The organism is Bacillus sp. ISL-57, assembly GCF_018613135.1.
GTDB lineage: Bacteria > Bacillota > Bacilli > Bacillales > DSM-1321 > Peribacillus > Peribacillus frigoritolerans.
Genome location: NZ_JAGGQV010000007.1, coordinates 115,161 through 140,617 on the forward strand (window position 1 = coordinate 115,161; position 25,457 = coordinate 140,617).

The window sequence follows — 25,457 nt, forward strand, 5'->3', positions numbered from 1 at the left end:
GTCTAAAATTGAGTTAATGCATAAAAAAAGCAGTCAAAATGACTGCTTTTTTTCTTAACGCATTGTAACTGAACAGGACCCTATTTCATTTCCACCCCAGTTAAGTGAAAGCTGGTCTTGATCTGAAAGAGGACCGACGCCACTTGGAGTACCGGTAAAAATTATATCTCCCTTCCCGAGCCCAAAATGCTCTGCTGTAAATTCTATAATGGTTTGCAAATCAAAAAGTAAGTCTTTAATATTTCCGACTTGTACACGCTCTCCATTTTTTAAAAGGGAAAAATCTACTTGTTCACATGCTTCGACACCTGGAAACGGAATAAAACCACTAACAACTGCAGAATTTTTGAATCCTTTAGCCAAAAGCCAAGGATGCTGTTTTTGTTTTAACTGTGATTGAACATCTCTAAGTGTCAGGTCCAACCCGATGGCCATGGAATCTACTACTTCATCTACTTTCATTCCTGATTCGAACTGTTTTGCGATATGTATGACAAGCTCAGTTTCAAAGTGAACGGAACCCTGATTACTCGGCAACGTAATTGACTGACTATTTGCTTCCACGAGCGAATGAGTCGGTTTTGAAAATAAAAAAGGGGAAGTTGGTATTTCATTATTCAACTCTTTTGCATGCAAAGCATAATTTCGACCTACACAAAAAATATTTTTAATGTCTTTCATCATAAAACCCACTCTTTTCTTTTAAGAAATAAATATTTAAATGATAGTGAAGTAATTGGAAATTCCTTACTCAGAAAATAAGAAAAATCCCTCCGATTTAAGTACATTTTATATTTTTCTGACTTTTTATACAATGATTAATATAATTCCATGTTGGAACGACGTTAGGTCGGTCTGGATTGTAACTTGCGGATAAAATACGAAGTCTTAATGCGCTATGATTGGTGAAGAAAAATACATCCACATAATTATTTTTTATTTTGACAAAAAAAAGAGCCAACAAATTGTTGACTCTTTAATTTAAAAAGTAGTAGCTAAATCTTTTGCTCGTGCTATTGCATTTTCTTTAATTTCTTGTGCCTTATCAGGCATTGCTGCATGCCCTTCAACGAATACACCTTCAAAGGACGGCACTCCGAAAAATTGCATGATGATATTTAGATATCGGTGGCCCATTTCCAGTTCAGCTGCCGGTCCTTCTGAATAAATACCACCACGCGCTTGAATATGCAAGGCTTTTTTATCAGTTAAAAGACCAACTGGACCTTGTTCGGTGTATTTAAATGATTTACCCGCAACAGCAACGGAATCAATATATGCTTTCATTACTGGCGGGAATGAAAAATTCCATAAAGGTGTTACAAATATATATTTATCGGCTGCTATGAATTGCTCACATAACTCTGAGAGTCGACTAACTTTCGCTTTCTCCTCCGACGAGAGTTCTTCAAAACCCTTTCCAGCTTGAAGTTTCCCCCAACCGCTGAAAACATCTACATCAATTTCAGGAATATTTTCCTTATAAAGGTCAATATTCACAATTTCATGGCCAGGATTTACTTCTCTATATGTGTCAATAAATGCTTTTCCAACGGCCATACTGTAAGATTGTTTGTCATCATGAGGATGAGCCGTGATATACAAAACCTTTGTCATTCATTATCTTCCCTTTCCTTTTACATATTTGAACATTTTAGTTTGTCTAGGGAATTCAACCTTTATACAATTACTCGAAATAAAATTTCTGATTGATAGGTGTAAATTTTAATCCGTAAAAGAAATTCGTTTTCAAGGTAGTAAGGAATAAATCTTATTTCATTTTGTGAGAAAGGATGTGAATTTTGGATATGATAAAATAAGACAATCTGGTTCACTTTAGGAGGACTAAGAAAATGACGAATTCAATAAAATTTGATCTGCACACTCACCATGAACGCTGTGGTCATGCTATCGGCACAATTGAGGACTATGTAAAGCAAGCCATTGATTACGGCTTGCAATATATTGGGATTTCTGATCATTCTCCATATTTTTATAGTGAGGACGACCATCTCTATCCAACAATTGCAATGGCAAAAAGTGAACTTGTCCCTTATATTGAGGAAGTACTTCGCTTAAAAGAGAAATATGCAGGCAAAATTCACGTTTTATTAGGAATGGAAAGTGATTTCTTCCCTGATCACATTGAAGTCTACCGTGCACAATATCTGTTACACCCTTTTGACTACATAATTGGATCTGTTCATTATGTTCAGGATATTAGCATTTTTAAAAGAGGGCGTTGGAATGGATTAACCTCTAAAGAACAGTCAAAAGTAAAAGATGAATATTATGAATTAATACAGAAATCGGCTAAAAGCGGAGTGTTCCAAATCTTAGGCCATATTGATGCAATGAAAGGGTTTTACCCAGCCTTTTCTTCCATTGAGACAGACAGTATTGAAAAAACGCTAAAAATCATCAGTCAAGAAGATATAGCCATTGAGATCAATACCTCTGGTAAAACGAAAGAGTGTGGTGGGTGGTATCCCGCAGATGACATTTTAGAACGAGCTCTTTTCCATAATGTGAAGGTAACCTTTGGATCAGATTCGCATACGCCTGAACGTATTGGCGATGAATTTGAACTAGTTAAAAAAAGACTAAAAGAGATCGGCTTCTCTGAGTGGGCTTACTTTGTTAAAAAGGAAAGGATTCTCACTCCACTTTGACCTGTCAATCATTAGTACAGGTCCGATCATTAGAGCTTCCTGTAACCATGTGGAATGAACTTTTCAATCCTTTTGCTATTAAGAAGGCCGAAGACCAAAATCCCTCAACTGATCAATGAATCGGTACCATTTTTTTTTATGGGCATAAAATAATCATTATGGATCCTGTCATAAAAATCATCACGATTGCTTACACGTTTTTCCCCGTTCATTTCAATAATTCCAGTCATCACCATATTTTTTTGCATAAAATAAAAGTATTTAGGGAATTAATAACTAACCATTCGTTTATCTTATAAAAAGGAGTTGATTTTGGGATGATTGATAACCCATTGTATAAAAAGAATGATGAAAACTCTGTAGAGTCAGATGAAGGTAAGCCTGTTTTCAACTCTTCAATAGGGCGATCCGAAGCCCCTCCAATAACCCAGTCAAAAGATCCTGAATTCGATCTTTTTGGCACAGTATTAAATGGGTATCTTTAATTTATACTTCCTTATTGAATAAGTTTTTAAAAAGAAGAGCACATATTAGTCACGTATAATATGTGCTTTCCTTTTATTAAATTCAAGCGCCCTTTTCGTTAATGATATTCCTTTTGCTCTTCAGGTTAGTCTATCTCACCTGGTTCTTCTCCTGGAATTAACACTTCTCCAATTTTATCTATTGAGTTAACTATCGACATTTTTTAATCTGCCTGCCCCTTTATTAACATAAGAAAAAAGGTTGCACCAGCAACCTTCCTTTGAAGTAAGCCCTCTCATTCATGAAATAGCCTAAGCTGGTCCGTTTTAGTTCCCCGAGTTCGCCTCGTTAACCGGCTGTTGTACTTGTACCTTTTCCCCTATTTCAATGGATAGCAAATCCTCCCCTACTAACACAGTTCCTTCATATGTTTTTTTTGTTCTTTCGAGCAAATCAGCTTTTTCTTCTGTTAATCCTCCCAATAATACAATATGTGAATAAACAGCAAGTTTTGGTTGTATTTGGCTAAAGACTTTACCTGCTTCCTCCGGTGTAGTGTGAAGATCAAGTATATTGGCGATCGATTCTGATTCATTATCAGGTTTTGCCGCTGCAACCTCATGAATCACCACATCAGCACCTTTGGAGAATTTTACAAGATTTTCATTATAGCGGGTGTCACCTGAAATCACTACTGAATGTCCTTTGTAATTAACCCGATAACCGAAAGCCGGCTCTATTGATTTATGGTCAACCTTGAAGGCTATTACTTCAATTCCCTTTTTGTTATAGACAATACCCTCCTTGATATCATTTGCGACAATACTTGCTCCTTCAACGTTCCCATTTCCAGAGTCATCCCTTGCATCCAAATCGGCTTTAAATGCTTTATTCATATGTACCATCATTTTCTCGGTTCCCTTAGGCCCCCAAATCTTAAATGCTTGCTCTCTTTTCCCTCCTGTTGGTAAGGAACCTGTAAGCCATACGTCCGGTATGCCGATTGTATGATCCGAATGCAAATGCGTAAGGAATACTTTATCAACACTGCCTGGTAACATATTCGCTTTATGTAATTGTAAAGCGGTTCCCCGTCCAGCATCAAAGAGGAGTTTTTCATTATCGACTTCTACAAGAGTAGCTGGACCGGAGCGGGATGTACTTAAAAGTGGTGAACCTGTACCTAATAGGGTTACTTTAAAATCGGTTTGCTGGACCGCTGTTTGTCCAAATGAAGGAAGAAATAATGATAATGATAGAATTATGGTCACTACCAACAAAAACCCAAACGAAATATTCCTTATTCTTTTCTTCATAACAAAAACCTCCTGTCAGATTATTTGACTGCACACAAGGAAAACCCATTCGTTTCAGATATAAAACCTAGTTTTAAAAAACCAAATGCGCAAACTAAATATTACAATATTTATAATATTCAGTCAATAATAACCAAAATAATACATGTATGTTGTTTTAAGTTTCCATCCAGACAACTTGGGAAAGAAGCGGAAATAATCTTAGTGAATATTGGGTGAATCGTTCATACTAAATAAAAAATAACTGTTCAAGAAGGAGTTTATATGCCAAAACAAAAAAATAATCCAGCTAAGCCAAAAAGTCAGGTTAGTCGATTAAACGGCATGATGGAAGAAGTGGATACAGATGTCAATGAAGATCCTAATCGGGAAAAATTATTGGATGAATCCGTTGATGCTTTTCTAAAATCGAAAGAAGGGCAGGAATAGTAGGGGCAAAATTGTGGTCGCTATTGACTTGTTTTAAAGCGTTTTTATATTTTTTCTACTTTAAATGGGCCCCTCATGAATCTTTTGAGGGGCCTGTTTTATACATTTTCCTTGCACATCACGCTGGATTATAATGTTTTAATGCACAAAACTCCCCATTGGTCGAAAATGACGTTACAATGTTAGTGGAATGATTGTATCTGAAAAAAGGAGGTCGTTTCCATGAATATTTTAATTTTGGGTGCAACTGGACGAGTTGGGGGTCAATTAGTAATTTATGGTCTTCAAGACAATCATCATGTTACCGCTTTAGTTCGCACTCCAGAGAAGATTGCTTTAAAAAATGCCAATTTAACCATCATTCAAGGTAATGCTTTAAATAAAGATGATATCGTACGTGCCATGCATGGCGTTGATTTAGTTATTAGTGCACTTAATACCGATGGGACAACCACTTTATCAGCAAGTATGCCACTAATTATCGAAGCTATGGAAAATGAAGGTATACAACGAATTATAACCATTGGAACGGCAGGTATCCTCCAAAGTAGAACAACCCCAAATTCTCTGCGTTATCAGACAAGTGAATCAAGGCAGAAGTCTACCCGTGCAGCGAAAGAACATCATAAAGTTTTCGATTTGCTTAAACAATCAACACTTCAATGGACAATTGTCTGTCCTACGTATTTGCCAGATGGAAAGAGAGTTGGTATATATCGTATAGAAGGCGACTTTTTGCCGAAGGATGGGGTTGAAATATCCGTTCCGGATACAGCAGAATTTGCATTTAGCCAAATAAAAAGTAACGACTATTTAAAAGCACGTGTAGGTATCGCCTACTAAAAATTCCAATATGCATTAAACCCCTTCGAAGTTAAATCATATGGAAAGCCGAATCGATTTTCTTCGTAAATGAACACAAGTCAGGTGAACCATTGCCAGGAATATTTTCCGGCTTCTTTTGGGCGAAGAGTTTGCCTGTACCTTGTTCATGGACCATCTATTCCATTGTTGCTATATTTCCTCTCCAAAAATAGCCACATTCTGCCGGTCAGGAGCAAATGCTTTCCCGTTCCATTTCAATACGGTCTGTACAAATCCCAGTGAGTCGGCATTGTACCTTCCTGCGATCCTCTGATACGCTTCGAGCTCATATATGCCATCCCTATTGAAATCAACCGGATATACACCAGATAAAGGATTGACCCATCCTTCAATCGGCGCCTTCAATATACCATCCTTGTTATATATTTCGGATAAATATTCCTGACCCTTATAAGTCAGGTCAAGAATGTACCTTTCTTTTAGGTAAGTACTGTTCACCTTTACTTTGTATTGGTTTTCATAATGAACATCGTAATGAAAGGATTCATTGAATGAATCTGAATTAAAAATGGTCATGAGTTGACCGTTAAGGTAGGAAAAAACATAGGCATAAATGGAACCCCCGCTTCCTCCTGATTCAATGACCACTAATATGTCATCCCCCTCATTACCTGTAAAATCACCAAGAAAAAGGGTCGGATTATATCCTGCATTATTTTTCATGGGGACTTGTTCATATTGATTAGTCCTCCCATTTTGGATAACCAAGGTTATATTCCTCCAAAAGGGACTATCAGGGGTTTTGTTTGCTGTAAGAAAAACATTGTCCTTTGTCCCGTCCCCATCAATATCTCCCTGTTTTGAGGTCACTATGACTGTTCTGCTAGAGTTCATTTGTCTTGAAAGAACGGTTTGGAGCTTCAATTGCATGTCTAGCAGTTCCTGTTTGGAAGGATAAGGATTCTGAAACGACAAGGCGTTATCTATCGTTTGCAGTGCTTCATTTGTTAATCCGGCCCTAATTTGGGTCTCAGCCAAACAATACCAATAATAAGGATGATTCGTTTCCTGCATTTTTGTGTAATAGTAATGAATCGCATTTCTGATGTCATACATATCCAACTTCATCCCACCTGACTCTTTATTCCTTATAGAATTATATGCAGGAATTTTGTGAATAGCCTTGAGTGCATATATATGTCCTTTTCAAATTTAGCGCCATAATTATCAATGATTTCGGACATAATACCTTTTTATGACCATATTCGCTTGCATATAATAAGGTAATTTGCTATTATAACTGACGAACGTTCGTTAAATTATGAGGTGATATTATTGAAAAGTAATGAAATTAAGGAAGCCGCTCTAAAATATTTCACGATTCATGGTTATGAAGGAGCTTCGCTTTCTCAAATAGCTGAAGAAGTCGGCATGAAGAAGCAATCCATTTACGCTCATTTTAAAGGCAAGGATGATCTTTTCCTGCAAGTTTTACGTGATGCGAAAGAGACGGAGCTATCGTCGAAACTCAAATATTTGCGTAAAGTTGATTCAAAAAATCCTGAAAAAGATTTATACGGATTTCTTCAATTGGTCATCGACCTTTTCCAAAAAAATGAGCATATAAAGTTTTGGCTGCGTATGTCCTTTTTTCCGCCAGCGCATCTTGAAAAAGAAATCGGGCAGGAAGTGGTAGATATCGAGGAAAAGGTGCAGGCGATCCTGGAATGTAAATTCAATGATTGGATCAATGCCAAATTAATCGTCGAAGATGAAGCCATAACGCCGACCTATGCATTCTTGGGAGTCGTGGATTCCATTTTGCTTGAGCTTGTATACGGCAATGATGAGAAACGGCTGAATGATAAATTATCAGCCTCCTGGAAAGTGTTTTGGAGGGGTATTTCGCAAAAATGATTCACAAAGAAAGTGGTGTTAAAACATGAATAAACCAATTAAAGATCAAAAGGCGGTATTAATTATTCTTCTAAGCAATATATTCATTGCTTTTCTGGGAATAGGACTCATCATCCCCGTTATGCCGTCATTTATGAATATCATGCATTTATCCGGAAGCACGATGGGCTATCTGGTTGCCGTATTTGCGGTTTCACAGCTTGTCATGTCTCCATTCGCAGGTCGTTGGGTTGACCGTTACGGCAGAAAGAAAATCATCATCATCGGCTTATTCCTTTTTGGTGTTTCGGAACTGATCTTCGGTGTAGGGACAAATGTGTCGGTGTTTTATTTATCTAGGATCCTAGGCGGAATCAGTGCCGCCTTTATCATGCCAGGTGTTACTGCATATGTTGCGGACATTACATCCGTTCAAGAAAGGCCAAAAGCAATGGGCTATATTTCAGCGGCCATTAGCTTGGGCTTTATAATAGGACCAGGAATCGGTGGCTTTGTTGCAGAATATGGTATACGCTTGCCCTTCTTCCTAGCGGCGGGCATTGCTTTTATAGCTTGCCTTTCATCAATATTCATTTTAAAAGAACCGATGACAAAGGAACAGCTTGCAAAGGTTTCTGCTAATACAAAGCAAACGAACTTTATCGGCGATTTAAAAAAATCTCTGAATCCGCTTTACTTCATTGCGTTCATCATTGTATTTGTACTCGCTTTTGGTTTGTCAGCCTATGAAACGGTTTTCAGCCTATTTTCTGATCATAAATTCGGCTTCACGCCTAAGGATATTGCCATTATCATTACAATAAGCTCTATTTTCGGAGTTGTTGTGCAAGTGTTCATGTTTGGAAAGCTGGTAGATATTCTCGGCGAAAAGAAGCTTATCCAATTATGTTTAATCGTCGGGGCCATTTTTGCGGTAGCATCCACTATGATTTCCAGTTTTTCGGCAGTTCTAGTGGTAACTTGTTTCATATTCCTTGCATTTGACCTGCTTCGTCCGGCATTGACGACATTTTTATCAAAAGCTGCCGGGAAAGAACAAGGTTTCGTTGCTGGTATGAACTCCACCTATACGAGCTTAGGGAATATCGCCGGGCCATCCATGGGAGGATTGCTTTTTGACGTAAACATCCACTACCCTTATCTTTTCGCTGCTGTCATTATCGTCATTGGTCTTGGCATTACAGTCATTTGGAAAGAAAACCGATTGACAGAAAGCTTAGCGAAATAAGGAAAGTCCCGGATTGTTAATCGTATCTTTCCTTTCAATCTGGCAAAATCTCAAACTTTAAAAATGATATTCTACTAAAAAACCCCCCTTGCCCATTTTTGGGCAAGGGGGGTTTTTAGTAATCTTTTGAGAACGAGATTATTACTACCATGCTCACGATACAAACACACTTGTAATCTCTAATTTCCGGACGATGGACATGGCTGCTGGTGGACAAGGAGCTCCTCTTGTTCCTTTTAACGAATACATTCTTTATAGAAGTGAAGCAAAGGGACGATTACTTCAAAACATAGGTGGCATTTGAAATGTAACCGTCTTACCCCAAGCAAGCATCTTTGGATGACATGTACGCTTTTGATACAGGGCCTGGGAATATGATCATTGATGAAGTATGCCGCCAATTGTTCAATATAACCTATGACGAATGTGGAAACATAGCTAAACAAGGACAAATCAATGACGAACTTTTATCTTATTGTATCAGTCTTCCTTATATTATGGGCCCTCCACCAAAATCTACGGGCAGGGAATTGTTTGGAAAGCAATATGTAGTAAAACTATTAAAGATGTTTGAATCGCTTCCAAACCAAGATATTTTGGCAACAGTAACGATGTTTACAGCAAAGTCCATTGCGGAAAACTATCGAAATTTCATCTCAAAAAAACAGTATTGAAGAAGTGATCATTGGCGGCGTGGTAGCTATATCAAAACGTTATTAAACATGATTCAAACACTGCTTGGAAATTCTATTCGAGTTTTGACTCAAGAAGAGTTGGGATACTCTTCTGAAGCGAAAGAAGCGGTGGCCTTTGCATTACTTGCAAATGAGACTTTCCATGGTCATACAAGTAACGTTCCCCATGGCTACTGGTGCTGACACCGATGTCATCCTTGGAAATATGACCTTTCCTCCTTCCTATCTGTAAAAATGCATTTTAAACATTGAAAAAGAGTGGAAGGCACATCGATAATTGATGTGCCTTCCACTCTTTTTTTGCCCTAAGAATCATGGCGGACCCTTCCGTTTTTTTACTGGCCAAGCTGCATGGAGACATACTTCACTTCTAAATATTCATCCATGCCGTGGTGTCCGCCTTCCCTGCCTATTCCGCTTTCCTTCATGCCTCCAAATGGCGCTTGGGCAGTGGATGGGGCACTGTCATTAATACCGACAATCCCATATTCAAGTGCATCCGAGTAGGCAACCGCCTTATTAAGTGACTCGGTATACACATAAGCTGCCAAGCCAAAATTCGTGTTATTGGCTCGATCTATCGCTTCTTGATCGGTTCTGAATGTACTGATTGGCGCAATTGGCCCAAACGTTTCTTCCTGCATGCACAGCATATCATCTGTTACATTGGAAAGTATGGCTGGTGCTATGAAATGGCCTTGTTGTTCATCGACTTTTGAGGTGTTATGGAGGATGGCCCCCTTTCTTGCAGCATCCTCCAATTGTAGCCGAACCTTTTTAACTGCAGCTCCATCTATCAATGGACCAAGATCGGCTCCTTCCATTCCATTTCCAACCTTCAAACCTAAAACGGCTTGTTCGAAAGCTTGTAAAAACGGCTGTTCAATTGTCTCATGGACGAATATCCTGTTCGCACAAATACATGTTTGTCCAGCATTCCTGAATTTTGATTGAATCAAACCATTTACTGCTTCTTCGATATTCGCATCCTCAGCAATGATAAATGGAGCCAATCCACCGAGTTCAAGCGAGACTTTTTTCACTGTTTCTGACGCCTTTTTCATTAGATGTTTCCCTACTGGAGTGGAGCCGGTAAATGTGATCTTCTTAACACGTGAATCATTCATCCACACGTCTGATACATCTCCTGGTTTTTGTGTAGTTACAATATTTATCACACCAGCCGGAATGCCCGCTTCATGAGCACTTTCAACCAATAGCAAAGCGGTCAAAGGCGTTTGTTCCGCGGGTTTGATGACCACGGTACATCCCGCAGCAAGAGCTGGCGCCACTTTTCTCGTGATCATGGCAGCAGGAAAATTCCAAGGGGTAATGGCAGCAATGACACCGACTGCCTGCTTTTGCACTAAAATACGCTTTGATGCAACGGAGGCTGGTATGATTTCCCCATAGTTGCGCTTTGCTTCTTCAGCGTACCATTTCACGAAACTTGAGGCATATTTCATTTCACCTTTTGCCTCTGCCAATGGCTTTCCTTGTTCCAGGGTCATGATCGTTGCGATTTCATCCAGCCTATTCTCAATGATTGTGTACCATTTCTCAAGTAATTCCGCCCTATGGTAAGCACTCGTTTTCGACCAAGTCAAAAAAGCAGCTTGAGCTGCATCCACAGCAGCCTTTGCCTCTTTTTCGTTAGCGTCCGGAACATAGCCCACAGGCTCCAATGTTGCTGGATTTTCCACTACAAAATGACTTTCTGTATGAATAGGTGCTCCGTTAATATAAATTGGCCATTTTTCCACTACTTTTTTCATGATGCTTTACTCCCCTCTTCTTCTCCATGATCTGTAAAAGTCTTATCATTCTCTCCTTTGAAAAAGTCCTTGCCATATAATAGGGCACATAATAGAATGCCTGCAGCAAACGCCATGCCAGCACCTTTTATAACAAGGATGGCAGCAACGACACCTGCAATTCCCAGGTCGCGTTGGCTCTTCGCCTGCATCACGCCTACGCGTACGCTAACATATCCTTGAACCAAAAGCGTCAAGGCCAAGGCGACACCGAGAATGGGTTCCACCAGGCTGACTACCGGCAATAAGAACAACCCTGTATTCGTACCCCAACGGAACGAGCCGGCACCGCCGAAGAAAGAATTCATGGCTTTCTTGCCATTCTTGAATCGTTCCACAACCACGACCTGCATGGCTGCCCACAACGGACCGCACATTGTTATATCAGGTCCGATTAAACTCATGATCACATTTCGGCCGCCAAAAATTAAATGGGCTCTGTTTGGATTATAGTCCACTTTTTCATCTTCCCTGACCTCATCGGATTCAGAAAGCAGCGCTTTTGTTTTGAGCACATCCCCGAATACGACTAAATAAGTAGCAAAAACAGCTGGAATCGCACTTAAAAAGAAGGTCAAGGCAGGAAAACCTAAACCGAAAACAGTATAGTTTGACCAAAGCGTAGCAAAATCCGGACTGCTGAATCCCCATTGGATATCAGGCCATTTTGCTTCTCCAAAAATTGGGGCTACAAAGACCGCGAGCAAAATTGCCGGCAATATCCCTAAATTCCCTATGAATACCCAAACTTTATTTCGCATTTTCAATTTTCCAAAACTTTTCGAAAAAAGCAGATAAAAAGCAAAGCCGATACAAATGCTAATTGTATAAGGAAATAAATCAAACTTTCCACCCACTTCAAAAATGGAAACGACAGCACCAATACCGGCCCCTAAAATAATGCCTGATTTGATTGCATTCGGCACTAATCGCACGACCTTACTGGCAAGTCCGGTCATTCCTAGCAATATCGATAAAATACCTAATGTTATTTGAAACGCAACGAGTGCATAGACCCGATCAGGCCCTTCCGGAAATTGCCCGACGAACAATACAAGCAATGGAACCGCAGGTGTAATCCAACCTGGTATAACCGGGTCCCCGAGTAAATGATGCGCCAAGTATAATAATCCATTCAAGATAACGACGGCTAGAGCCACATCAAAAGGCATACCGAGATGGTCTGCAAGCAGCGTTATCGCTCCAAGGTCAACTGCACACATCAATAATCCTTGAACGTAGTCAGGCCACTCAAAACGATAATGGACAAATGGCAGTCTAATCTTGAAAGGTCCCGCAGGTATATACGATGTCTCTTCTCCGTAGCGGCGTTTTTTCCATTTCATATTGTTTCCTCCACTTAAAAGCCATAGGCTGAACGATATATTTTTTCGATATCCCGGACGTTTAATGCACGGGGATTATTGCGAAGTAAACGGACTTGTTTGATGGCCTCGGCAGCCATTTCACTTAAAGCCGATTCAGGAATTTCAAATTCACTTAGTGACTGTGGTATATCAACATAACGACATATTCTGGTCATCGCTTCTATCGCTTTATCCGCTGCCTCATCATCATTTAAATGAGTGACTTTCTCTCCAAGTGCTTCAGCAATGTCGCGGAACCTTTGCAAACATGCAATTTTATTCCACTTCATGACAAATGGAAGTAATAATGAATTGCTGACACCATGTGATAAATGGAAGCGGCCTCCAAGCGGATAAGCTAGCGCATGAACAGCTCCAACACCGGCATTTCCAAAAGCTAGCCCTGCCATTAGGCTTCCAGTGATCATCGCTTCCCGTGCTTCCAGATTATCTGGGGCAGCATAAGCCTTTGGTAAATGTATAGCGATTAACTTCATGGCCCCGATTGCCAAGGCATCTGTAACGGGCGACGCAAATTTGGAAATATAGGCCTCGACTGCATGAACAAGTGCATCCACTCCGCTCGCAGCAGTCACACTTGGCGGGCAAGTCAGCGTCATGATGGGCGATACAATCGCTACATCCGGTAAAAGGTACGGACTTACAATTCCCTTCTTTACCTGTTCTTTTTTATCCGATAAAATCGAAATATTCGTCACTTCCGACCCGGTCCCTGCCGTCGTCGGTATGGCTATTAAAGGCAGGCCTGGAACTTCAATCAAGTTCGTACCGAAATAGGTCTCGATGCTGCCTGAATTCGTAGCCATGACGGAAGAAGCTTTCGCAATATCCATCGCACTTCCACCGCCTACCGCAATCAGTCCATCATGATTTCCATCCTTGATTGACCGTACACACTGCTCAACGATTTCAATTTCCGGTTCTGGATTCACATCCGAGAAAATACCGTATGCTGTTGAAAGTAGATCCTCAACCTTTTGCACAACCCCGGCACCCACTAAAACTTTATCTGTAACGATCAACGGATTCTTCATCCCTAATCGCGTAACCTCTTCAGTCAGCTGCTGTAAAGAATCTGCTCCTGTCACCAATTTGTTAGCCATAGAAAAAATAGAAATATTCATGGTTATCTCCCCTTTCATGTTTTTACTAATGCAGGAATCATGCCAAAGTGAAAACGCCTAATTTATAAGGGAGATACCTTTTTTTTCATGGGTAACAGGATCAACAATGAGTAGAAATCAAATCAAAAAAACTAATTCGATTCGTTTTCTAATCGAATGTGAAATTTTTTCATTTTTTGTACCAAAGCGCTTTGACTGATATCCAAAGAAATGGCAGCGGCCCTTGTAGTCCCATATTTTTTCATCGCATCCAATATTAGCGAACGCTCCAGCTCGGAAACGGCTTCCTTCAAAGAATGTGTAGTAGTTTTCCTTGATAAGACTGGCTGGATGAAAGATGGTAAATTAGGTAAATCAATACTATCATCATAAGTCGTGACGACCAGCCGCTCTGCAAGACTCGCAAGCTCACGTATATTACCAGGCCACGAATAGTTCGTCAGCCATTCATAGCATTCCGGTGTCATCTTTTTCTTTTCATTATATTTTTCATTGAATTTTTTCAAATACATTTCTAAAAGCGGGATCGTTTCTTCCTTTCGCTGACGTAAAGGCGGGACTTCAAAGGATACGATATTTAGCCGGTAATAAAGATCTTCGCGGAAGGATCCTTCTTGCACGAGGGTGGCCAGATCGCGATGGGTGGCTGTAATTAACCTGACATCCACTTCTTTCATTTCGGTAGAACCCACTCTCATAAACTTGTTTTCTTCTACCACTTTCAAAAGTTTCACCTGTAACTCTAAAGGTAAATCCCCAATTTCGTCCAAAAATAACGTGCCACCATTCACTTTTTCAAAAATCCCCATTTTTCCATTCTTAAGGGATCCGGTAAATGCCCCTGGTTCATATCCAAAAAGTTCAGATTCCACCAAGTTCGCTGGAATGGCTCCGCAATTTAATTCAAGGAAAATCTTTTCCTTCCTGGAGCTTTTGGCATGTATGTACTTGGCGATTAAACTCTTCCCTACTCCCGTTTCCCCCTGTAACAAGATCTTCGCATCCGTTTTAGCCACTTTATCAGCCAGTTTGAATAAAGGAGTTGTAGTAGGTCCAATGATGATTTCCTGTAAATTGACCTGTTCCGAGCCAGGCAATAATTGAGAAATAGGTTGGAAAGATAACTTTTGGCTGTCAATCGTATACTTCATCCGGATTAATTCAGTAATATCCCTGACACTATTTATGACAAATATGACTTCGTTCTGTGGCGATAGAATAGGTGTGGCCGATACGATGATCTTTCTTCCGTTTCGAATTCTTTGTGTCAAAGTAACTTGATTCTTCGTTCGAATGGAATCCAATGAAGCTGAAACGGATATCATACCTTGCTCAATTAAATAACTCATCGGTTTTCCGATGATTTCCTCTTCTCTTATTCCAGTAATGCGCTGATAAGCTTGATTGATAAATAATGTCGTTCCATCACCATCCGTGATATACACGCCATCATACAGGGCATTAAATACAACCCTGCATAAATCACTCTCAAAGAATGCTTGAAATTGATCATATGGTATTGAGTAATTCCGTAAATTTTGCAGCGGTGCATTAACCGTAATGAAATGAGAAATGGGCTTCGTCAAATCACTCTGCTGCACTGCCGCAGATAACGCCTCTATTGTCAAAAATCCGATGAAATCCTCTGAATCATCCAAAACTTCCACTTCAGTGCTTCCGATGGGGAAACATGATATTGCTTCCTCCACTGTCATATCGGAATAAAACTTAGTCATCTATCTTCACTCCTAACGTGTTCCTGACTTGTCTTTAACATTTGATAGAACTCTTCTTCCTTGATTGAAGTACTCTTTGATAGTCAAGGCACTTCCTCTCCGTTTGTGAGCATTATGTAATGTCCTTATCTTTTTAATGATACTATGTACTACAACCAAAGACACCCACATTAAGTAATACAATGGCAAGAACATAATCCCTATATGCCCCTTCTTGATTGAAAGCGATAAAAAAGCATTGGTAGACACTTTTTTCATACCAATGCTTTTTCAATCATCACATGGGAAACTGCCTCATTTGTTAATATGAAATCAGCTTGCGAAATGGCTGAATACCTTGACTCTCAGTTATATAAGTTTAGAAACAACTACTTTACCTTCTTTTTGAAGACTTTAAGAGGTTTCTAGACAGTTTGAAAAAAACCTAATCCGTATTTGGATTAGGTTTCCGACTCTAGACAAACTCGATGAAAACTCAGTTTGCATTGAAAAAGTTGCAGCTGATTTCAGAGATCCGCTCCCCATCCGCCGACTGTCTGCCAAGCCCCCTCAGCGCAAGCGCCTGAGGGTCTCGGCTATCCAGTATTTCGGCAGGAGTATCGCAAATCTTTTCAATCTAGTGAGGGTTTCATCCGTATAAACTAGTAAAAAACTTGGTTCGGGGCGAATGCAATTCGAAACTCCTTTTGTCAAAAAATTGATGAAACCGCCAGACTGTTTAAACGAATTGGAGAAGAAGAGCCAGTTTCCCTTCAATATTTTCTTAAAAAAGAAGTTCCAGTTGATTGGAACGGAAGGTACGAGTCTACAAAAAAACATGAACCGGCAAATTTCCTATTCCCAGAAATTAAAACAAAAACTAACCATGATTCAAGAAAAGGAAGGCGTAATTGAATGGGTCTTTATATTTATCATGACGGAGGATGGACGTCTGATTCACCTCGTTGCAGACAAAGGCTTTGTAATTGAACCGGGGGAAGAATATATGGGTCCCCCGGAAATGGTCAATGTCGCTTACCAGGCGTTTAATGGTAAAGCGGGTATTACTCCGAGTTAAAATGGCAGTAAGCTTATATAGGCAATATGGCATCTTGTTCCACCAACCGACCTCAAAAATGAAACGGTCGTATGCGGGAGAAAATGGACAATCATTTGCAAAAAAAACAAAGACTTATTCTAATTATACAAATGAGTGCCCATAAGCTTTTTTGCCATGAAACCTATATAGCTTTCTCTTTATTTTCTCCTTTTTTCACCAAAAAATAAGCAGTAATCAAGGCTGTAATAGGAATTATCAGGGCTACTCCGGTTCCAGCACAAAATATAGTGATCATTTCAGCACTGAATATTTTTGAGTTTACGATTTCCCCAACAGAATAGGACAAATCCTTAAACCATATAAGCAATGCCAAATAGCCTCCAAAGAAGGCAAAAAATAGCGTATTCGTAGATGTTCCTAAGATATCCCTCCCAATACTCAGTCCAAATGTGAATAATTCTTTCTTGCTAATGGATGGATGGTGATGATACATTTCTCGCATGGGAGATGCAATGGCCATGGCTGTATCGATAATCGCGCCAATGGTACTCATAATAATTACAGAAGCTCCAATTTTAACGAAATCCACCCCAATATAAAGGGAAAAGATGCTAAGCTCTTCTATTTCTTCTTCACCGAAACCTTGTATCATCGCATTTTCCGTCACAATGACAATAAAAAAGAGGACAATGACAATCGTGATAATAGTAGAAATGAATGCTGTTTTTGTTGTAATGTTCACTTCATTAATGAAAAATAAATTAATATAACTAATAACCGTACATGCAATCAATGTTACGATATACGGATCAATATATGGATTAGTCATAAAAATGATGGCGAAAAGTAACACACCAAAGTTTAGAAACAAAGCAAAAAATGAACGTGCCCCTTTTTTTCCGCCAATCAAGATCATTAATATAAATAGTATAAACGCTAGCAACACTAATACATTCATTATCTTTCCCTCTTTCGATTAATGAAAAAAATAGAGACATATAGACCGATCGGGATAGTTAACACGATTCCGATACCACCAGCTAGGGCGCGGGCCAATTCCAATGTGAGGTTCATGGAAAGGGTAAAACCCAATGCGGATTCATTTTTCAAATACAAAATAATCATAGGAATGGAACCACTTATATAGGCAAAAAACAAAATATTTGTCATGGTTCCCATTATGTCTTTTCCAATCTCTAATCCTGAAGTTTTAAGTGCTTTTACTGATATGTGGTTATTCTTTTCATACAACCCGAAAATCGAAGAAGACATGGTAATGGCTATATCCATTACGGCTCCTAAAGAACCGATAAATAACCCTGCCAAAAACACCATTTTGTACGGACGGGTGATAAATTGCATCTCTTCATATCGAAGGCCCTTTTCTGAAGTTAACCACATTACAAGATAAGCGATGAGCAGAGATAAAAATGTCCCTAACAGTGTCGCAATAACGGCTGCATATGTTTTTTCATTAAAACCATTAACGAGTAAAAGGGAAAAGACCGTAAATAGTATGATGCTTATACTGCATATCAAAACCAAACCAATGTTTGATGTATTCAAATAAAAATCTAATGCATATGACAATAATATGGCATTGACTGCCAAACTAATAATTGAAAGCAGGCCTTGTTTTTTTCCAACGATAAGTAATGTAAAGATAAAAACCCATGCTACAATCAACACAAATTTATCCCGTTTTACGTCTTTTATCGTTCCAGTCAACTCTGAATTTCCTTTTGTCTTCGTATCAATCGAAACAAATAAATCATTTCCAACTCGATATTCTTGATCAAAAGCTCCGGATGAGGAATATTCATTCTTCAAATGAATAAGTTTTCCTTTTTCTTTTCCATTTTGTATTTCGGCTATTATACTCTGGGTAAATAGTCGATCTTCATTTTGATACATATCATTCAATTCAGTTGTATTTTCCAGATTTGTTTTGATGACTTTGGCTAGTGGGCGTTCATAGAATGAATAATTGTGATGAACAAAGAAAACAGACAAGACAAAACAAAGTGCTATGACGGCGTACAAAGAAACCTGCTTGTATCCCATTTTTTTAAATTTATTTACGATAACATTCAAAATAAAACCTCCAAATATCGGGTGGGCAAAAAAAGCAGGGAGGAGCCAGAATTGATTGGCTCCACCCCGCCCTACTAGTATTTGATTTTATTTATCTTATCATGAATGAATTTGGTTTGCGAAAACAAAGTCCGATTTACCACCTTAACGTCTCCCCTGTAAGTTGGAAAGAAGCATCACCTTATTGTCAATATCATCAGTGGTGAAAAACTAAGGGCAATACTACAATTCCTAAGTAGTATTGCCCTTATATTCGTATAATTATCGTTTAGTAAAATCGTTAATGATTCAAGAATACATAGAAGATCTTTTTAAAATCTAGTATCTCAGAGATGCTAGGTGGATTTCTAGAGCACGACTACTTCCATCGCCCGAACTTTGGAATTTCCCTAGAGTGTAATGAATGTAGGTATTTTCATTTTTTCCATCAATTGATTTGAACAAATCCTTGCATTTCCATTGCAGTAATATTTTGTGTGAATTCAGCATTTTCAGCACTATCACTACAATCTTTTTCAGTTTTTCCACCTAATTCATCTTTAAAAAACGACATTTCATCTCTATATACTTTTAACACAGTACTTCAACGTTAAATCCTCCAGGCGCTTCTACATAGAAAGTATATCCGTGTAAGTGTTGTGGAGGTTTTACCTTGAATCCATCCTCCTTCAACCGCTGATTGATCCTGTTAACTTGTTCTTCATTTTCTTGTATGAATCCAACATGAAAAGTCTTGGGGTATAGTACATTGCTTCCTTTCATCAGAGTCAATATGGAACCATCATCATCTTTCATTGCAGCGAACCCATCTCCCCTACTTCCTGCAAATGTCAATCCAAAGTATGTTTCTAAAAACTCACGTGAAGCTGTAACATCATTAACAGTTAAATTTATGTGATTGATTTTCATTACTTCCCCCCATTTTTAGGTTTTGTTTTCCTTCTCCCCACATGCTCCATTGTCCTTAGCTGTAAAAAAGCGATCCTGCTTAAGTAAGATTCGCATATGTTAAGGTCATATGACATGAGTTGTTATTTAGCATCTAAACCTTATTATCCTCTACTGATGCTTTTCCAGAAGGTCGTCGAGGCGGTAAAATTGTGAGGCACATCCTTGTCCCATTACTTGCAGAAGCCCCTCGACTGAATCGAATCGAGAACGCATGATGTGTTTTGTCTTACCCTCGTGTTCAACAAACGTCAACGTTACCAGTGTAACTGGCATACCGTCGGCTGCGTTGCCTCCTTCATCTGCAAACATGTCCGTTAAGACAATCTTCTCGGGTACAGTTATTTCTTGATAAACAGCTTTCCCCCAAGATTCTTGGCCATAAAATTCACTTTGGTTTTCATCTGTGCACCCCAGCCAAGTGCTCAGAATTTGAAAATGCTTTAAAAACAAGGTCCCGCTGCCCGTCAAATATACGCTCCATGACGAGATCCCGCCCCTCTATACTCGTTGTCATGTTATTAGTCACTTTGTTATCGGACATTTCCATTCCTCCTTCCTATTTTCGTAATATGATATTCCTTCTATTTCGTCAAAATGTCAGTTTTCCCCTCCCGATTCAGTAAATAATCATTCAAGTGACCGCAGCTACATGATTAAAAAAAGGTCAGCCAGTAAAAAAACTGGCTAACCTTTTATACGAACGGGCAATCGATATAGCAATCTATTACAATATTTTTTCATTTTCCAAGTTCGTGTTCGATTCTGCTTTCTTGGCCAATTTAAATTTATAGAATAATATACAGGCTACCAAAAATCCTATTCCATAAAACAGTCCGACTCGTTGAGTAGGGTCAAAGGCAAGGAATACTAGAATCAGTGAACAAAAGCCTAAACAAAACAACGGGACGAATGGGTAAAATGGTACTATGTATTGTAAGTCTTCCGTTTTACCACCCGCTTTAATAAATTTCTTTCTAAACATATATTGCGATAAGGCAATTCCCATCCATGAGATCGTGACGGAAATACCGGCTATGGACATAAGTATCACGAACACAGTATCTGCCGCAATGAAGCTAGTCAATAACGAGAGAAGTGAAAAGCATATCGTAAAAAGAAGGGCATTCAATGGCACTTTCCTTTTGGACAATAGACCAAATACCTTTGGTGCCATTCCATCATGGGCCATCGACCAAAGCAATCTTGTAGATGCATACAGACATGAATTCCCCACTGAAAGAATGGCTGTCAAAATAATGAAATTCATGATGCCTGCTGCATAAGGTATCCCCGCTATCTTCATCAAAGTTACAAAAGGACTTTCCAATAGGCCTAATTCCGAAGAAGGGAATATGGCGGAAAGGATGATAATGGACGAAATGTAAAAAACAATGATTCTAAATAGTACGTTACGAATGGCTTTTGGGATGTTCTCTTCAGGTTTTTCACTTTCACCTGCCGCAATTCCGATAAGTTCCGAGCCTTGATAAGAAAATATAACATTCATCATTGTCACAAAGATAATTGTAATGCCGCCAACTGGAAAAAGACCAGAGGGAGCCAAATTCTCGAAGAATGGGGTTGGACGATCAGATAAAGAGACAAAACCAAAGATACCAGCGATTCCAATCAAGATAAACAAAATCACTGCAACGATTTTTATTCCAGCGAACCAATATTCCGCCTCTGCAAAACCTCTTGTCGTTAATGCATTCAATGTAAATAAAAGCACTATGAACACCGCACACCAAATCCAGGTAGGACTATGGGGGAACCATTGTTTCATCAATATTCCTGCTGCCGTAAATTCAACTCCTGCAGTTGCGGCAGAACCTACGAAATACATCCATCCTAGAGAAAAACCAGCGGAAGGCCCAATATATTCGGCAGCATATTTTTGGAATGATCCTGTAACCGGCATATGAACGGCTAGCTCGCCAAGGCAGACCATGACCATATACAAAATTAGACCGCCGGCTAGATAACCGACCAAGGCACCTCCTGGCCCCGCTTGGTTAATTGTATAGCCTGCATTTAAAAAAAGCCCTGTACCAATAACGCCGCCAAGTGAAAGCATAAATAAATGGCGTCTTTTCATTGAGCGTTTCAGCTGATCATTATTCTCCAGTCCATACCCCATATAATCACGTCCTTATTTTATCTATTAAACCTATGCCTTCTCCCAAACCATATTAGAACCTCAATGAAAGACAACTAAGTCCGCCATCTTGTTTTTGAAATTCAGTCATCTCCACTTCAATCACTGTGTATCCCAAATCTTCAATTTTTTTCTTTGTACCATCAAACCCTTTAGGGACAATAACGCATTCGTTCATTCTGACGCAGTTACCGGAATACTCTTCTTCCTCTTTTACGATGATTTGATTAAAGCTAGAAAAAGCCTCGTGATTAATGAATTCCCCTGCCACTAATAAGTTATTGTCTCCCAGGTAATTGACACCCGTTTTTAAATGAAAGAATTTCTTAAGGGGAATGATGGTCGTTTCATATCCATATTTACCCATAACATCTTTGAACTGAAGAGCACCGGCTTCATTCGTTCTAGTTGAAAGGCCAACATAGAAGTGATCCTCAACTTGCATTACATCCCCACCATCTAACATACCTGGAGATTGAATATATTCGATTGTGTCATAAAAGTCCTTTAAAACTTCTTTCATTTCATTGATCTCACCATTCCGGCTTTCTGCACCGGGATTGGTTACAAGGGCACATTTTGGCGTCAACACCGCGGTATCTTCAACAAACGTGGAATCAGGGTATCTCTCATCCGATTCGAGAACGGTCACTTTCACACCGCAGCGTTTTAATGCTTCTACATAAGCCTCGTGTTGTACAAGCGCTTTTTCATAATTCGGGGTTCCTAAATCCGATGTTGTTAAGCCATTTACAAAACTTTTTCCAATCTTTCTTACAATCGCATGATTAAACATATATATATTCCTCCTAAATAGGTAGCTTATTTTTTAAAATGTGGAAAATTCACCTTTTTGAAATAACTATGACAATAGCGAGAGAAGTGACAACCGAAAGCCTTTCTTGATAAGGGGTGTCTCTTATTAGCCCATGCTTCTCAATTATTTTGATGACCGCATAATTTATCCGCTATTCCTACAAAATATCTTACTCCATACCCTAAAGCCTTCTCATCGATTTTAAATTTAGGATGGTGCAAAGGATAAGCTTTTCCAAACTCATTATCATGGACGCCTAGAAATTGCATGGAAGAGGGAACGATTTCGGAAAAAGCCGAAAAATCTTCTGTCCCAAACATTGGATCATCAACCTGGATGATATTATTTTCTTCAAAAATACCTTCCATGACCGTTCCTGAAATATCAACGGCAGCTTTATCATTCACCACTGCTGGATACCCTAAATACCAAGTGACTTCACACTTTGCCCCATGCGCTTCTGCAATCCCCTTAACGATTTGCTCTAGATACTCCCTTGCTTTCACTCGGCTTTCAGAGTCCAAGGAACGAATGGTACCGCCGATTTCTGCATATTCAGGTATGACATTGAGCGCACTTCCGGAATGGAATTGGGTGACTGAAATGACAGGTGTCCTAAGAGCTGAAATTTTTCTGGAAACGATATGTTGAATATTCGTCGTTATTTCTGCACCAATGATAAGCGGATCCACCGTTAATTCCGGAGTTGACGCATGACCTCCCTGACCAATAATTTTAATTTCAAAATCATCGGCTGCTGCACAGAATACCCCTTCCCTTAAACATATGGTCCCTGTTCGTTCATAAGGAGTAACATGCAGTGCGAATGCATAATCCACTCCTTCCATGACCCCTTTTTTCACCAATTCCTGAGCTCCTCCTGGCAGAACCTCTTCGGCGTGTTGGAAAATAAACCTGATTTCTCCATTAATCGCATCTTTTTTCGCGGAGAGGACTTTTGCAGCACCTAATAACATCGCAGCATGTGCATCATGTCCGCATGCATGCATAACCCCAGGATTTTTTGATTTATATTCAATATCTGCTTCCTCTTCAATCGGGAGTGCATCAATATCTGCACGAAAGGAAATGGTATTCGATTTTTGGGGTGATTTTTCAGCTCCTTTGAGAACCGCTAAAACACTCGTTTCGGTAGGTCTCGTCACTTCTAATCCTGTAAAGGTTTTTAATTTCCTATAAATGAATTCGGAAGTCTGGTGCTCCTGATACGAGAGCTCCGGATTTTCATGAAAATGACGTCTCCATGAAATCACTTCATCCACAACTGTCTCCTGTATTGTCTTCATCATAAATGCCTCCTAGATCACCTAGTTCGAATATTCAGTTTTTTCAGAACTTTAAAAAGGGCCATACTTTATGCTTTGAGCAATGATCAAAAAGATAATCGCTACGGCAACCTGAATCAAAAGAAAGGGAAATACCCATTTTACCCATTTCGTAAATGATATGCCGGCCACTGCCAGTCCAGCCAATAGCACTCCAGAAGTCGGAAATATCATATTCGAAATCCCATCCCCTAATTGGAAAGCTAAAACTGCCGTTTGTCTTGTCACACCCATTAAATCCGCTAATGGAGCCATGATCGGCATCGTCAATGCTGCTTGTCCACTTCCTGAAGGAACAATGAAGTTAAGGAATAATTGGACAATGAACATTCCGATTGCATTTATGGCGGGAGGAAGCTGCTCAACCAATCCTGCAGCATAATATAAAATGGTATCAAGCAATCCACCACTTGTAATGATGACCAAGATTGTCTGAGCAACACCTATTATCAATGCCCCGGAAACCATATCGCCTGCTCCTGAAATAAAACCATTAGCCATCTTGGACGGAGTCAAGCCTCCGATTAGGCCCATTATGATCCCGCTTAATAAGAACAAGCCGCCAATTTCACTTATATACCATCCTAATTTAATAACTCCATAGACTAATAGGATGAAATTCACCAATAAAATAATTAAAGCAGCGCTATGTCTTTTGCTCATCCTAAAGTTTTTATCAAGTTGTCCATGTTCTTCACGCCTGAATTTCCCATACTCCCCCAGTTCAGGGTTCCTTTTGACCTTCATTGCATGAAAATAGATGTACAATACTGTAACGACATAAAAAACTGCAAGAAGAGCGATTCGCAATCCCATTCCCGAATACATGGGCAATTCTGCAATGCTTTGGGCAACTCCGACATTAAATGGGTTCGTAATGCCCGAAATGAATCCAGTCGCCAATGTTCCAAGGATGACGATCGCAAAACCAGTAAGTGCATCAAAGCCTAATGCGATCGTCATCGGAACAATGATGGCGATATAAACTAATGCATCCTCAGCAGAGCCGATCAGTGTCCCTAATGATGCGAAGATTAATACCATCAACGGAATAAGCAATTTTTCTTTTGTTCCGAATCGGACAGCCACAAACTTAATGAAAGAATCCAGTGCTCCTGTTGCCTGCATGATTCCCAGTGCTCCGCCAAACAAAAAGACGAACAAAATAATTGACGCTCCTTCAATCATCCCTCCATGAATACTGCTGAACATTTCCAATAATCCCACAGGTGTTGATTCCACGAACTCAAAAGAAGTGGGATCGACTACACTTCGGCCATCCTTTTCAATTCTTTCATATTGGCCTGCTGGTAAGATATAGGTTAGAAACGTCACTATCACAATTACGATAAACATTAATACAAAAGGATTTATCCCTTTTTCCGGCAGCACCGTTAGTTGGTTAAGTGGCTTATTATTCTGATTAAGCGGCTTGGAAGTGAT

Annotated in this window: 26 protein-coding genes and 1 pseudogene; 9 read left to right on the top strand and 18 right to left on the bottom strand. The window is 39.5% G+C overall.

The window, feature by feature from the left end; genetic code table 11:
* Positions 1 to 54: 54 nt before the first annotated feature.
* Together J7I90_RS11900 and J7I90_RS11905 are read right to left on the bottom strand one after the other, a co-directional pair.
* Positions 55 to 681 carry a fumarylacetoacetate hydrolase family protein gene (locus J7I90_RS11900; RefSeq protein WP_214771860.1) on the bottom strand — a complete coding sequence of 209 codons (627 nt, stop codon included), beginning with the start codon at positions 679 to 681 and terminating at the stop codon, positions 55 to 57.
* A gap of 300 nt (positions 682 to 981) precedes the next feature.
* Positions 982 to 1,617 carry an FMN-dependent NADH-azoreductase gene (locus J7I90_RS11905; protein ID WP_214771861.1) on the bottom strand — a complete coding sequence of 212 codons (636 nt, stop codon included), beginning with the start codon at positions 1,615 to 1,617 and terminating at the stop codon, positions 982 to 984.
* A gap of 236 nt (positions 1,618 to 1,853) precedes the next feature.
* Here J7I90_RS11905 and J7I90_RS11910 point away from each other — a divergent pair, with 236 nt between their 5' ends.
* Positions 1,854 to 2,672, top strand: a complete 819-nt coding sequence (locus J7I90_RS11910) for a histidinol-phosphatase (RefSeq protein WP_214771862.1) — start codon at positions 1,854 to 1,856, stop codon at positions 2,670 to 2,672.
* A gap of 104 nt (positions 2,673 to 2,776) precedes the next feature.
* Here the strand turns inward: J7I90_RS11910 and J7I90_RS11915 are convergent, their stop codons facing one another.
* Complete coding sequence (locus tag J7I90_RS11915; protein ID WP_214771864.1) at positions 2,777 to 2,920, bottom strand: hypothetical protein; 144 nt, start codon at positions 2,918 to 2,920, stop codon at positions 2,777 to 2,779.
* A 69-nt stretch (positions 2,921 to 2,989) separates the two neighbouring features.
* Between J7I90_RS11915 and J7I90_RS11920 the strand changes: the two genes are divergently transcribed.
* Positions 2,990 to 3,157: a hypothetical protein gene (locus J7I90_RS11920; RefSeq protein WP_214771866.1), complete on the top strand. Its 168-nt coding sequence runs from the start codon at positions 2,990 to 2,992 to the stop codon at positions 3,155 to 3,157.
* A gap of 306 nt (positions 3,158 to 3,463) precedes the next feature.
* On the opposite strand, the gene J7I90_RS11925 is transcribed toward J7I90_RS11920, so the two are convergent.
* Positions 3,464 to 4,453: an MBL fold metallo-hydrolase gene (locus J7I90_RS11925; protein ID WP_214771867.1), complete on the bottom strand. Its 990-nt coding sequence runs from the start codon at positions 4,451 to 4,453 to the stop codon at positions 3,464 to 3,466.
* Between the two features lie 264 nt (positions 4,454 to 4,717).
* Between J7I90_RS11925 and J7I90_RS11930 the strand changes: the two genes are divergently transcribed.
* Both J7I90_RS11930 and J7I90_RS11935 read left to right on the top strand, forming a co-directional pair.
* A complete protein-coding gene (locus J7I90_RS11930; RefSeq protein WP_214771869.1) occupies positions 4,718 to 4,882 on the top strand; it encodes a hypothetical protein in 165 nt (54 codons plus the stop codon).
* Between the two features lie 222 nt (positions 4,883 to 5,104).
* The gene (locus tag J7I90_RS11935; protein WP_214771871.1) at positions 5,105 to 5,725 is read left to right on the top strand and encodes an NAD(P)-dependent oxidoreductase; all 621 of its coding nucleotides are present in this window, start codon (positions 5,105 to 5,107) and stop codon (positions 5,723 to 5,725) included.
* A 171-nt stretch (positions 5,726 to 5,896) separates the two neighbouring features.
* Here J7I90_RS11935 and J7I90_RS11940 read toward each other — a convergent pair whose 3' ends face one another.
* Entirely contained in the window at positions 5,897 to 6,637 is a 741-nt protein-coding gene (locus J7I90_RS11940; RefSeq protein WP_251025262.1) for a VCBS repeat-containing protein, read from the bottom strand.
* Between the two features lie 396 nt (positions 6,638 to 7,033).
* Here J7I90_RS11940 and J7I90_RS11945 point away from each other — a divergent pair, with 396 nt between their 5' ends.
* From J7I90_RS11945 to J7I90_RS28145, 4 genes and pseudogenes are all read left to right on the top strand, one after another.
* Entirely contained in the window at positions 7,034 to 7,624 is a 591-nt protein-coding gene (locus tag J7I90_RS11945) for a TetR/AcrR family transcriptional regulator (RefSeq protein ID WP_311381000.1), read from the top strand.
* A 25-nt stretch (positions 7,625 to 7,649) separates the two neighbouring features.
* A complete protein-coding gene (locus tag J7I90_RS11950; RefSeq protein ID WP_214771873.1) occupies positions 7,650 to 8,852 on the top strand; it encodes an MFS transporter in 1,203 nt (400 codons plus the stop codon).
* Between the two features lie 199 nt (positions 8,853 to 9,051).
* Entirely contained in the window at positions 9,052 to 9,156 is a 105-nt protein-coding gene (locus J7I90_RS28140; protein ID WP_396020430.1) for an anhydro-N-acetylmuramic acid kinase, read from the top strand.
* 70 nt (positions 9,157 to 9,226) lie between these two features.
* Positions 9,227 to 9,730 (top strand): annotated as a pseudogene (locus J7I90_RS28145) (anhydro-N-acetylmuramic acid kinase).
* Positions 9,731 to 9,882: 152 nt separating this feature from the next.
* On the opposite strand, the gene J7I90_RS11960 reads toward J7I90_RS28145, so the two are convergent.
* The 4 genes from J7I90_RS11960 to J7I90_RS11975 all read right to left on the bottom strand — a co-directional run bounded on the left by J7I90_RS11960 (position 9,883) and on the right by J7I90_RS11975 (position 15,609).
* On the bottom strand, positions 9,883 to 11,322 hold the full coding sequence (locus tag J7I90_RS11960; protein ID WP_214771874.1) for an NAD-dependent succinate-semialdehyde dehydrogenase: 1,440 nt from the start codon (positions 11,320 to 11,322) through the stop codon (positions 9,883 to 9,885).
* Positions 11,319 to 12,707, bottom strand: coding sequence for a solute carrier family 23 protein (locus J7I90_RS11965; RefSeq protein WP_214771875.1), 1,389 nt, complete (start codon positions 12,705 to 12,707; stop codon positions 11,319 to 11,321). The genes J7I90_RS11960 and J7I90_RS11965 overlap by 4 nt, the downstream gene beginning before the upstream one ends.
* 14 nt (positions 12,708 to 12,721) lie before the next feature.
* Positions 12,722 to 13,873, bottom strand: a complete 1,152-nt coding sequence (locus tag J7I90_RS11970) for an iron-containing alcohol dehydrogenase (protein WP_214771876.1) — start codon at positions 13,871 to 13,873, stop codon at positions 12,722 to 12,724.
* Between the two features lie 131 nt (positions 13,874 to 14,004).
* Positions 14,005 to 15,609, bottom strand: coding sequence for a sigma-54 interaction domain-containing protein (locus J7I90_RS11975; RefSeq protein WP_214771878.1), 1,605 nt, complete (start codon positions 15,607 to 15,609; stop codon positions 14,005 to 14,007).
* 700 nt (positions 15,610 to 16,309) lie between these two features.
* Between J7I90_RS11975 and J7I90_RS11980 the strand changes: the two genes are divergently transcribed.
* Positions 16,310 to 16,666, top strand: coding sequence for a hypothetical protein (locus J7I90_RS11980; protein ID WP_214771879.1), 357 nt, complete (start codon positions 16,310 to 16,312; stop codon positions 16,664 to 16,666).
* A 163-nt stretch (positions 16,667 to 16,829) separates the two neighbouring features.
* Here the strand turns inward: J7I90_RS11980 and J7I90_RS11985 are convergent, their stop codons facing one another.
* The 9 genes from J7I90_RS11985 to J7I90_RS12025 all read right to left on the bottom strand — a co-directional run bounded on the left by J7I90_RS11985 (position 16,830) and on the right by J7I90_RS12025 (position 25,370).
* Entirely contained in the window at positions 16,830 to 17,606 is a 777-nt protein-coding gene (locus J7I90_RS11985; protein ID WP_214771880.1) for a YibE/F family protein, read from the bottom strand.
* On the bottom strand, positions 17,606 to 18,742 hold the full coding sequence (locus J7I90_RS11990) for a YibE/F family protein (protein WP_396020431.1): 1,137 nt from the start codon (positions 18,740 to 18,742) through the stop codon (positions 17,606 to 17,608). The genes J7I90_RS11985 and J7I90_RS11990 overlap by 1 nt, the downstream gene beginning before the upstream one ends.
* A 427-nt stretch (positions 18,743 to 19,169) precedes the next feature.
* Positions 19,170 to 19,319 carry a hypothetical protein gene (locus tag J7I90_RS11995; protein ID WP_214771881.1) on the bottom strand — a complete coding sequence of 50 codons (150 nt, stop codon included), beginning with the start codon at positions 19,317 to 19,319 and terminating at the stop codon, positions 19,170 to 19,172.
* Positions 19,313 to 19,651, bottom strand: a complete 339-nt coding sequence (locus J7I90_RS12000; RefSeq protein WP_214771882.1) for a VOC family protein — start codon at positions 19,649 to 19,651, stop codon at positions 19,313 to 19,315. Before J7I90_RS12000 ends, J7I90_RS11995 begins: the two co-directional genes overlap by 7 nt.
* A gap of 150 nt (positions 19,652 to 19,801) precedes the next feature.
* Positions 19,802 to 20,161 (bottom strand): SRPBCC domain-containing protein, encoded by a 360-nt coding sequence (locus J7I90_RS12005; protein ID WP_251025242.1) that lies wholly within the window; start codon positions 20,159 to 20,161, stop codon positions 19,802 to 19,804.
* A gap of 256 nt (positions 20,162 to 20,417) precedes the next feature.
* Positions 20,418 to 21,833, bottom strand: coding sequence for an amino acid permease (locus J7I90_RS12010; RefSeq protein ID WP_214771883.1), 1,416 nt, complete (start codon positions 21,831 to 21,833; stop codon positions 20,418 to 20,420).
* Positions 21,834 to 21,885: 52 nt separating this feature from the next.
* Positions 21,886 to 22,647 carry a dimethylarginine dimethylaminohydrolase family protein gene (locus tag J7I90_RS12015; protein WP_214771884.1) on the bottom strand — a complete coding sequence of 254 codons (762 nt, stop codon included), beginning with the start codon at positions 22,645 to 22,647 and terminating at the stop codon, positions 21,886 to 21,888.
* A gap of 140 nt (positions 22,648 to 22,787) precedes the next feature.
* Positions 22,788 to 23,975 (bottom strand): amidohydrolase, encoded by a 1,188-nt coding sequence (locus tag J7I90_RS12020; protein WP_311381001.1) that lies wholly within the window; start codon positions 23,973 to 23,975, stop codon positions 22,788 to 22,790.
* A gap of 51 nt (positions 23,976 to 24,026) precedes the next feature.
* A complete protein-coding gene (locus J7I90_RS12025) occupies positions 24,027 to 25,370 on the bottom strand; it encodes a YfcC family protein (RefSeq protein ID WP_251025263.1) in 1,344 nt (447 codons plus the stop codon).
* Positions 25,371 to 25,457 lie beyond the last annotated feature (87 nt).

Coding starts and splice junctions, on each gene's coding strand:
- J7I90_RS11980 (WP_214771879.1), top strand. CDS start 16,310: ATGAAACCGCCAGACTGTTTAAACGAATTGGAGAAGAAGAGCCAGTTT.
- J7I90_RS12000 (WP_214771882.1), bottom strand. CDS start 19,651: ATGAAAATCAATCACATAAATTTAACTGTTAATGATGTTACAGCTTCA.
- J7I90_RS11940 (WP_251025262.1), bottom strand. CDS start 6,637: ATGCAATTGAAGCTCCAAACCGTTCTTTCAAGACAAATGAACTCTAGC.
- J7I90_RS11965 (WP_214771875.1), bottom strand. CDS start 12,707: ATGAAATGGAAAAAACGCCGCTACGGAGAAGAGACATCGTATATACCT.
- J7I90_RS11950 (WP_214771873.1), top strand. CDS start 7,650: ATGAATAAACCAATTAAAGATCAAAAGGCGGTATTAATTATTCTTCTA.
- J7I90_RS11935 (WP_214771871.1), top strand. CDS start 5,105: ATGAATATTTTAATTTTGGGTGCAACTGGACGAGTTGGGGGTCAATTA.
- J7I90_RS11905 (WP_214771861.1), bottom strand. CDS start 1,617: ATGACAAAGGTTTTGTATATCACGGCTCATCCTCATGATGACAAACAA.
- J7I90_RS12010 (WP_214771883.1), bottom strand. CDS start 21,833: ATGGGGTATGGACTGGAGAATAATGATCAGCTGAAACGCTCAATGAAA.
- J7I90_RS28140 (WP_396020430.1), top strand. CDS start 9,052: ATGGCTGCTGGTGGACAAGGAGCTCCTCTTGTTCCTTTTAACGAATAC.
- J7I90_RS11985 (WP_214771880.1), bottom strand. CDS start 17,606: ATGAATGTATTAGTGTTGCTAGCGTTTATACTATTTATATTAATGATC.
- J7I90_RS11930 (WP_214771869.1), top strand. CDS start 4,718: ATGCCAAAACAAAAAAATAATCCAGCTAAGCCAAAAAGTCAGGTTAGT.
- J7I90_RS12025 (WP_251025263.1), bottom strand. CDS start 25,370: ATGTTTATCGTAATTGTGATAGTGACGTTTCTAACCTATATCTTACCA.
- J7I90_RS11970 (WP_214771876.1), bottom strand. CDS start 13,873: ATGAATATTTCTATTTTTTCTATGGCTAACAAATTGGTGACAGGAGCA.
- J7I90_RS11900 (WP_214771860.1), bottom strand. CDS start 681: ATGAAAGACATTAAAAATATTTTTTGTGTAGGTCGAAATTATGCTTTG.
- J7I90_RS12015 (WP_214771884.1), bottom strand. CDS start 22,647: ATGTTTAATCATGCGATTGTAAGAAAGATTGGAAAAAGTTTTGTAAAT.
- J7I90_RS12020 (WP_311381001.1), bottom strand. CDS start 23,975: ATGAAGACAATACAGGAGACAGTTGTGGATGAAGTGATTTCATGGAGA.
- J7I90_RS11920 (WP_214771866.1), top strand. CDS start 2,990: ATGATTGATAACCCATTGTATAAAAAGAATGATGAAAACTCTGTAGAG.
- J7I90_RS11925 (WP_214771867.1), bottom strand. CDS start 4,453: ATGAAGAAAAGAATAAGGAATATTTCGTTTGGGTTTTTGTTGGTAGTG.
- J7I90_RS11915 (WP_214771864.1), bottom strand. CDS start 2,920: ATGCAAAAAAATATGGTGATGACTGGAATTATTGAAATGAACGGGGAA.
- J7I90_RS11960 (WP_214771874.1), bottom strand. CDS start 11,322: ATGAAAAAAGTAGTGGAAAAATGGCCAATTTATATTAACGGAGCACCT.
- J7I90_RS11910 (WP_214771862.1), top strand. CDS start 1,854: ATGACGAATTCAATAAAATTTGATCTGCACACTCACCATGAACGCTGT.
- J7I90_RS11975 (WP_214771878.1), bottom strand. CDS start 15,609: ATGACTAAGTTTTATTCCGATATGACAGTGGAGGAAGCAATATCATGT.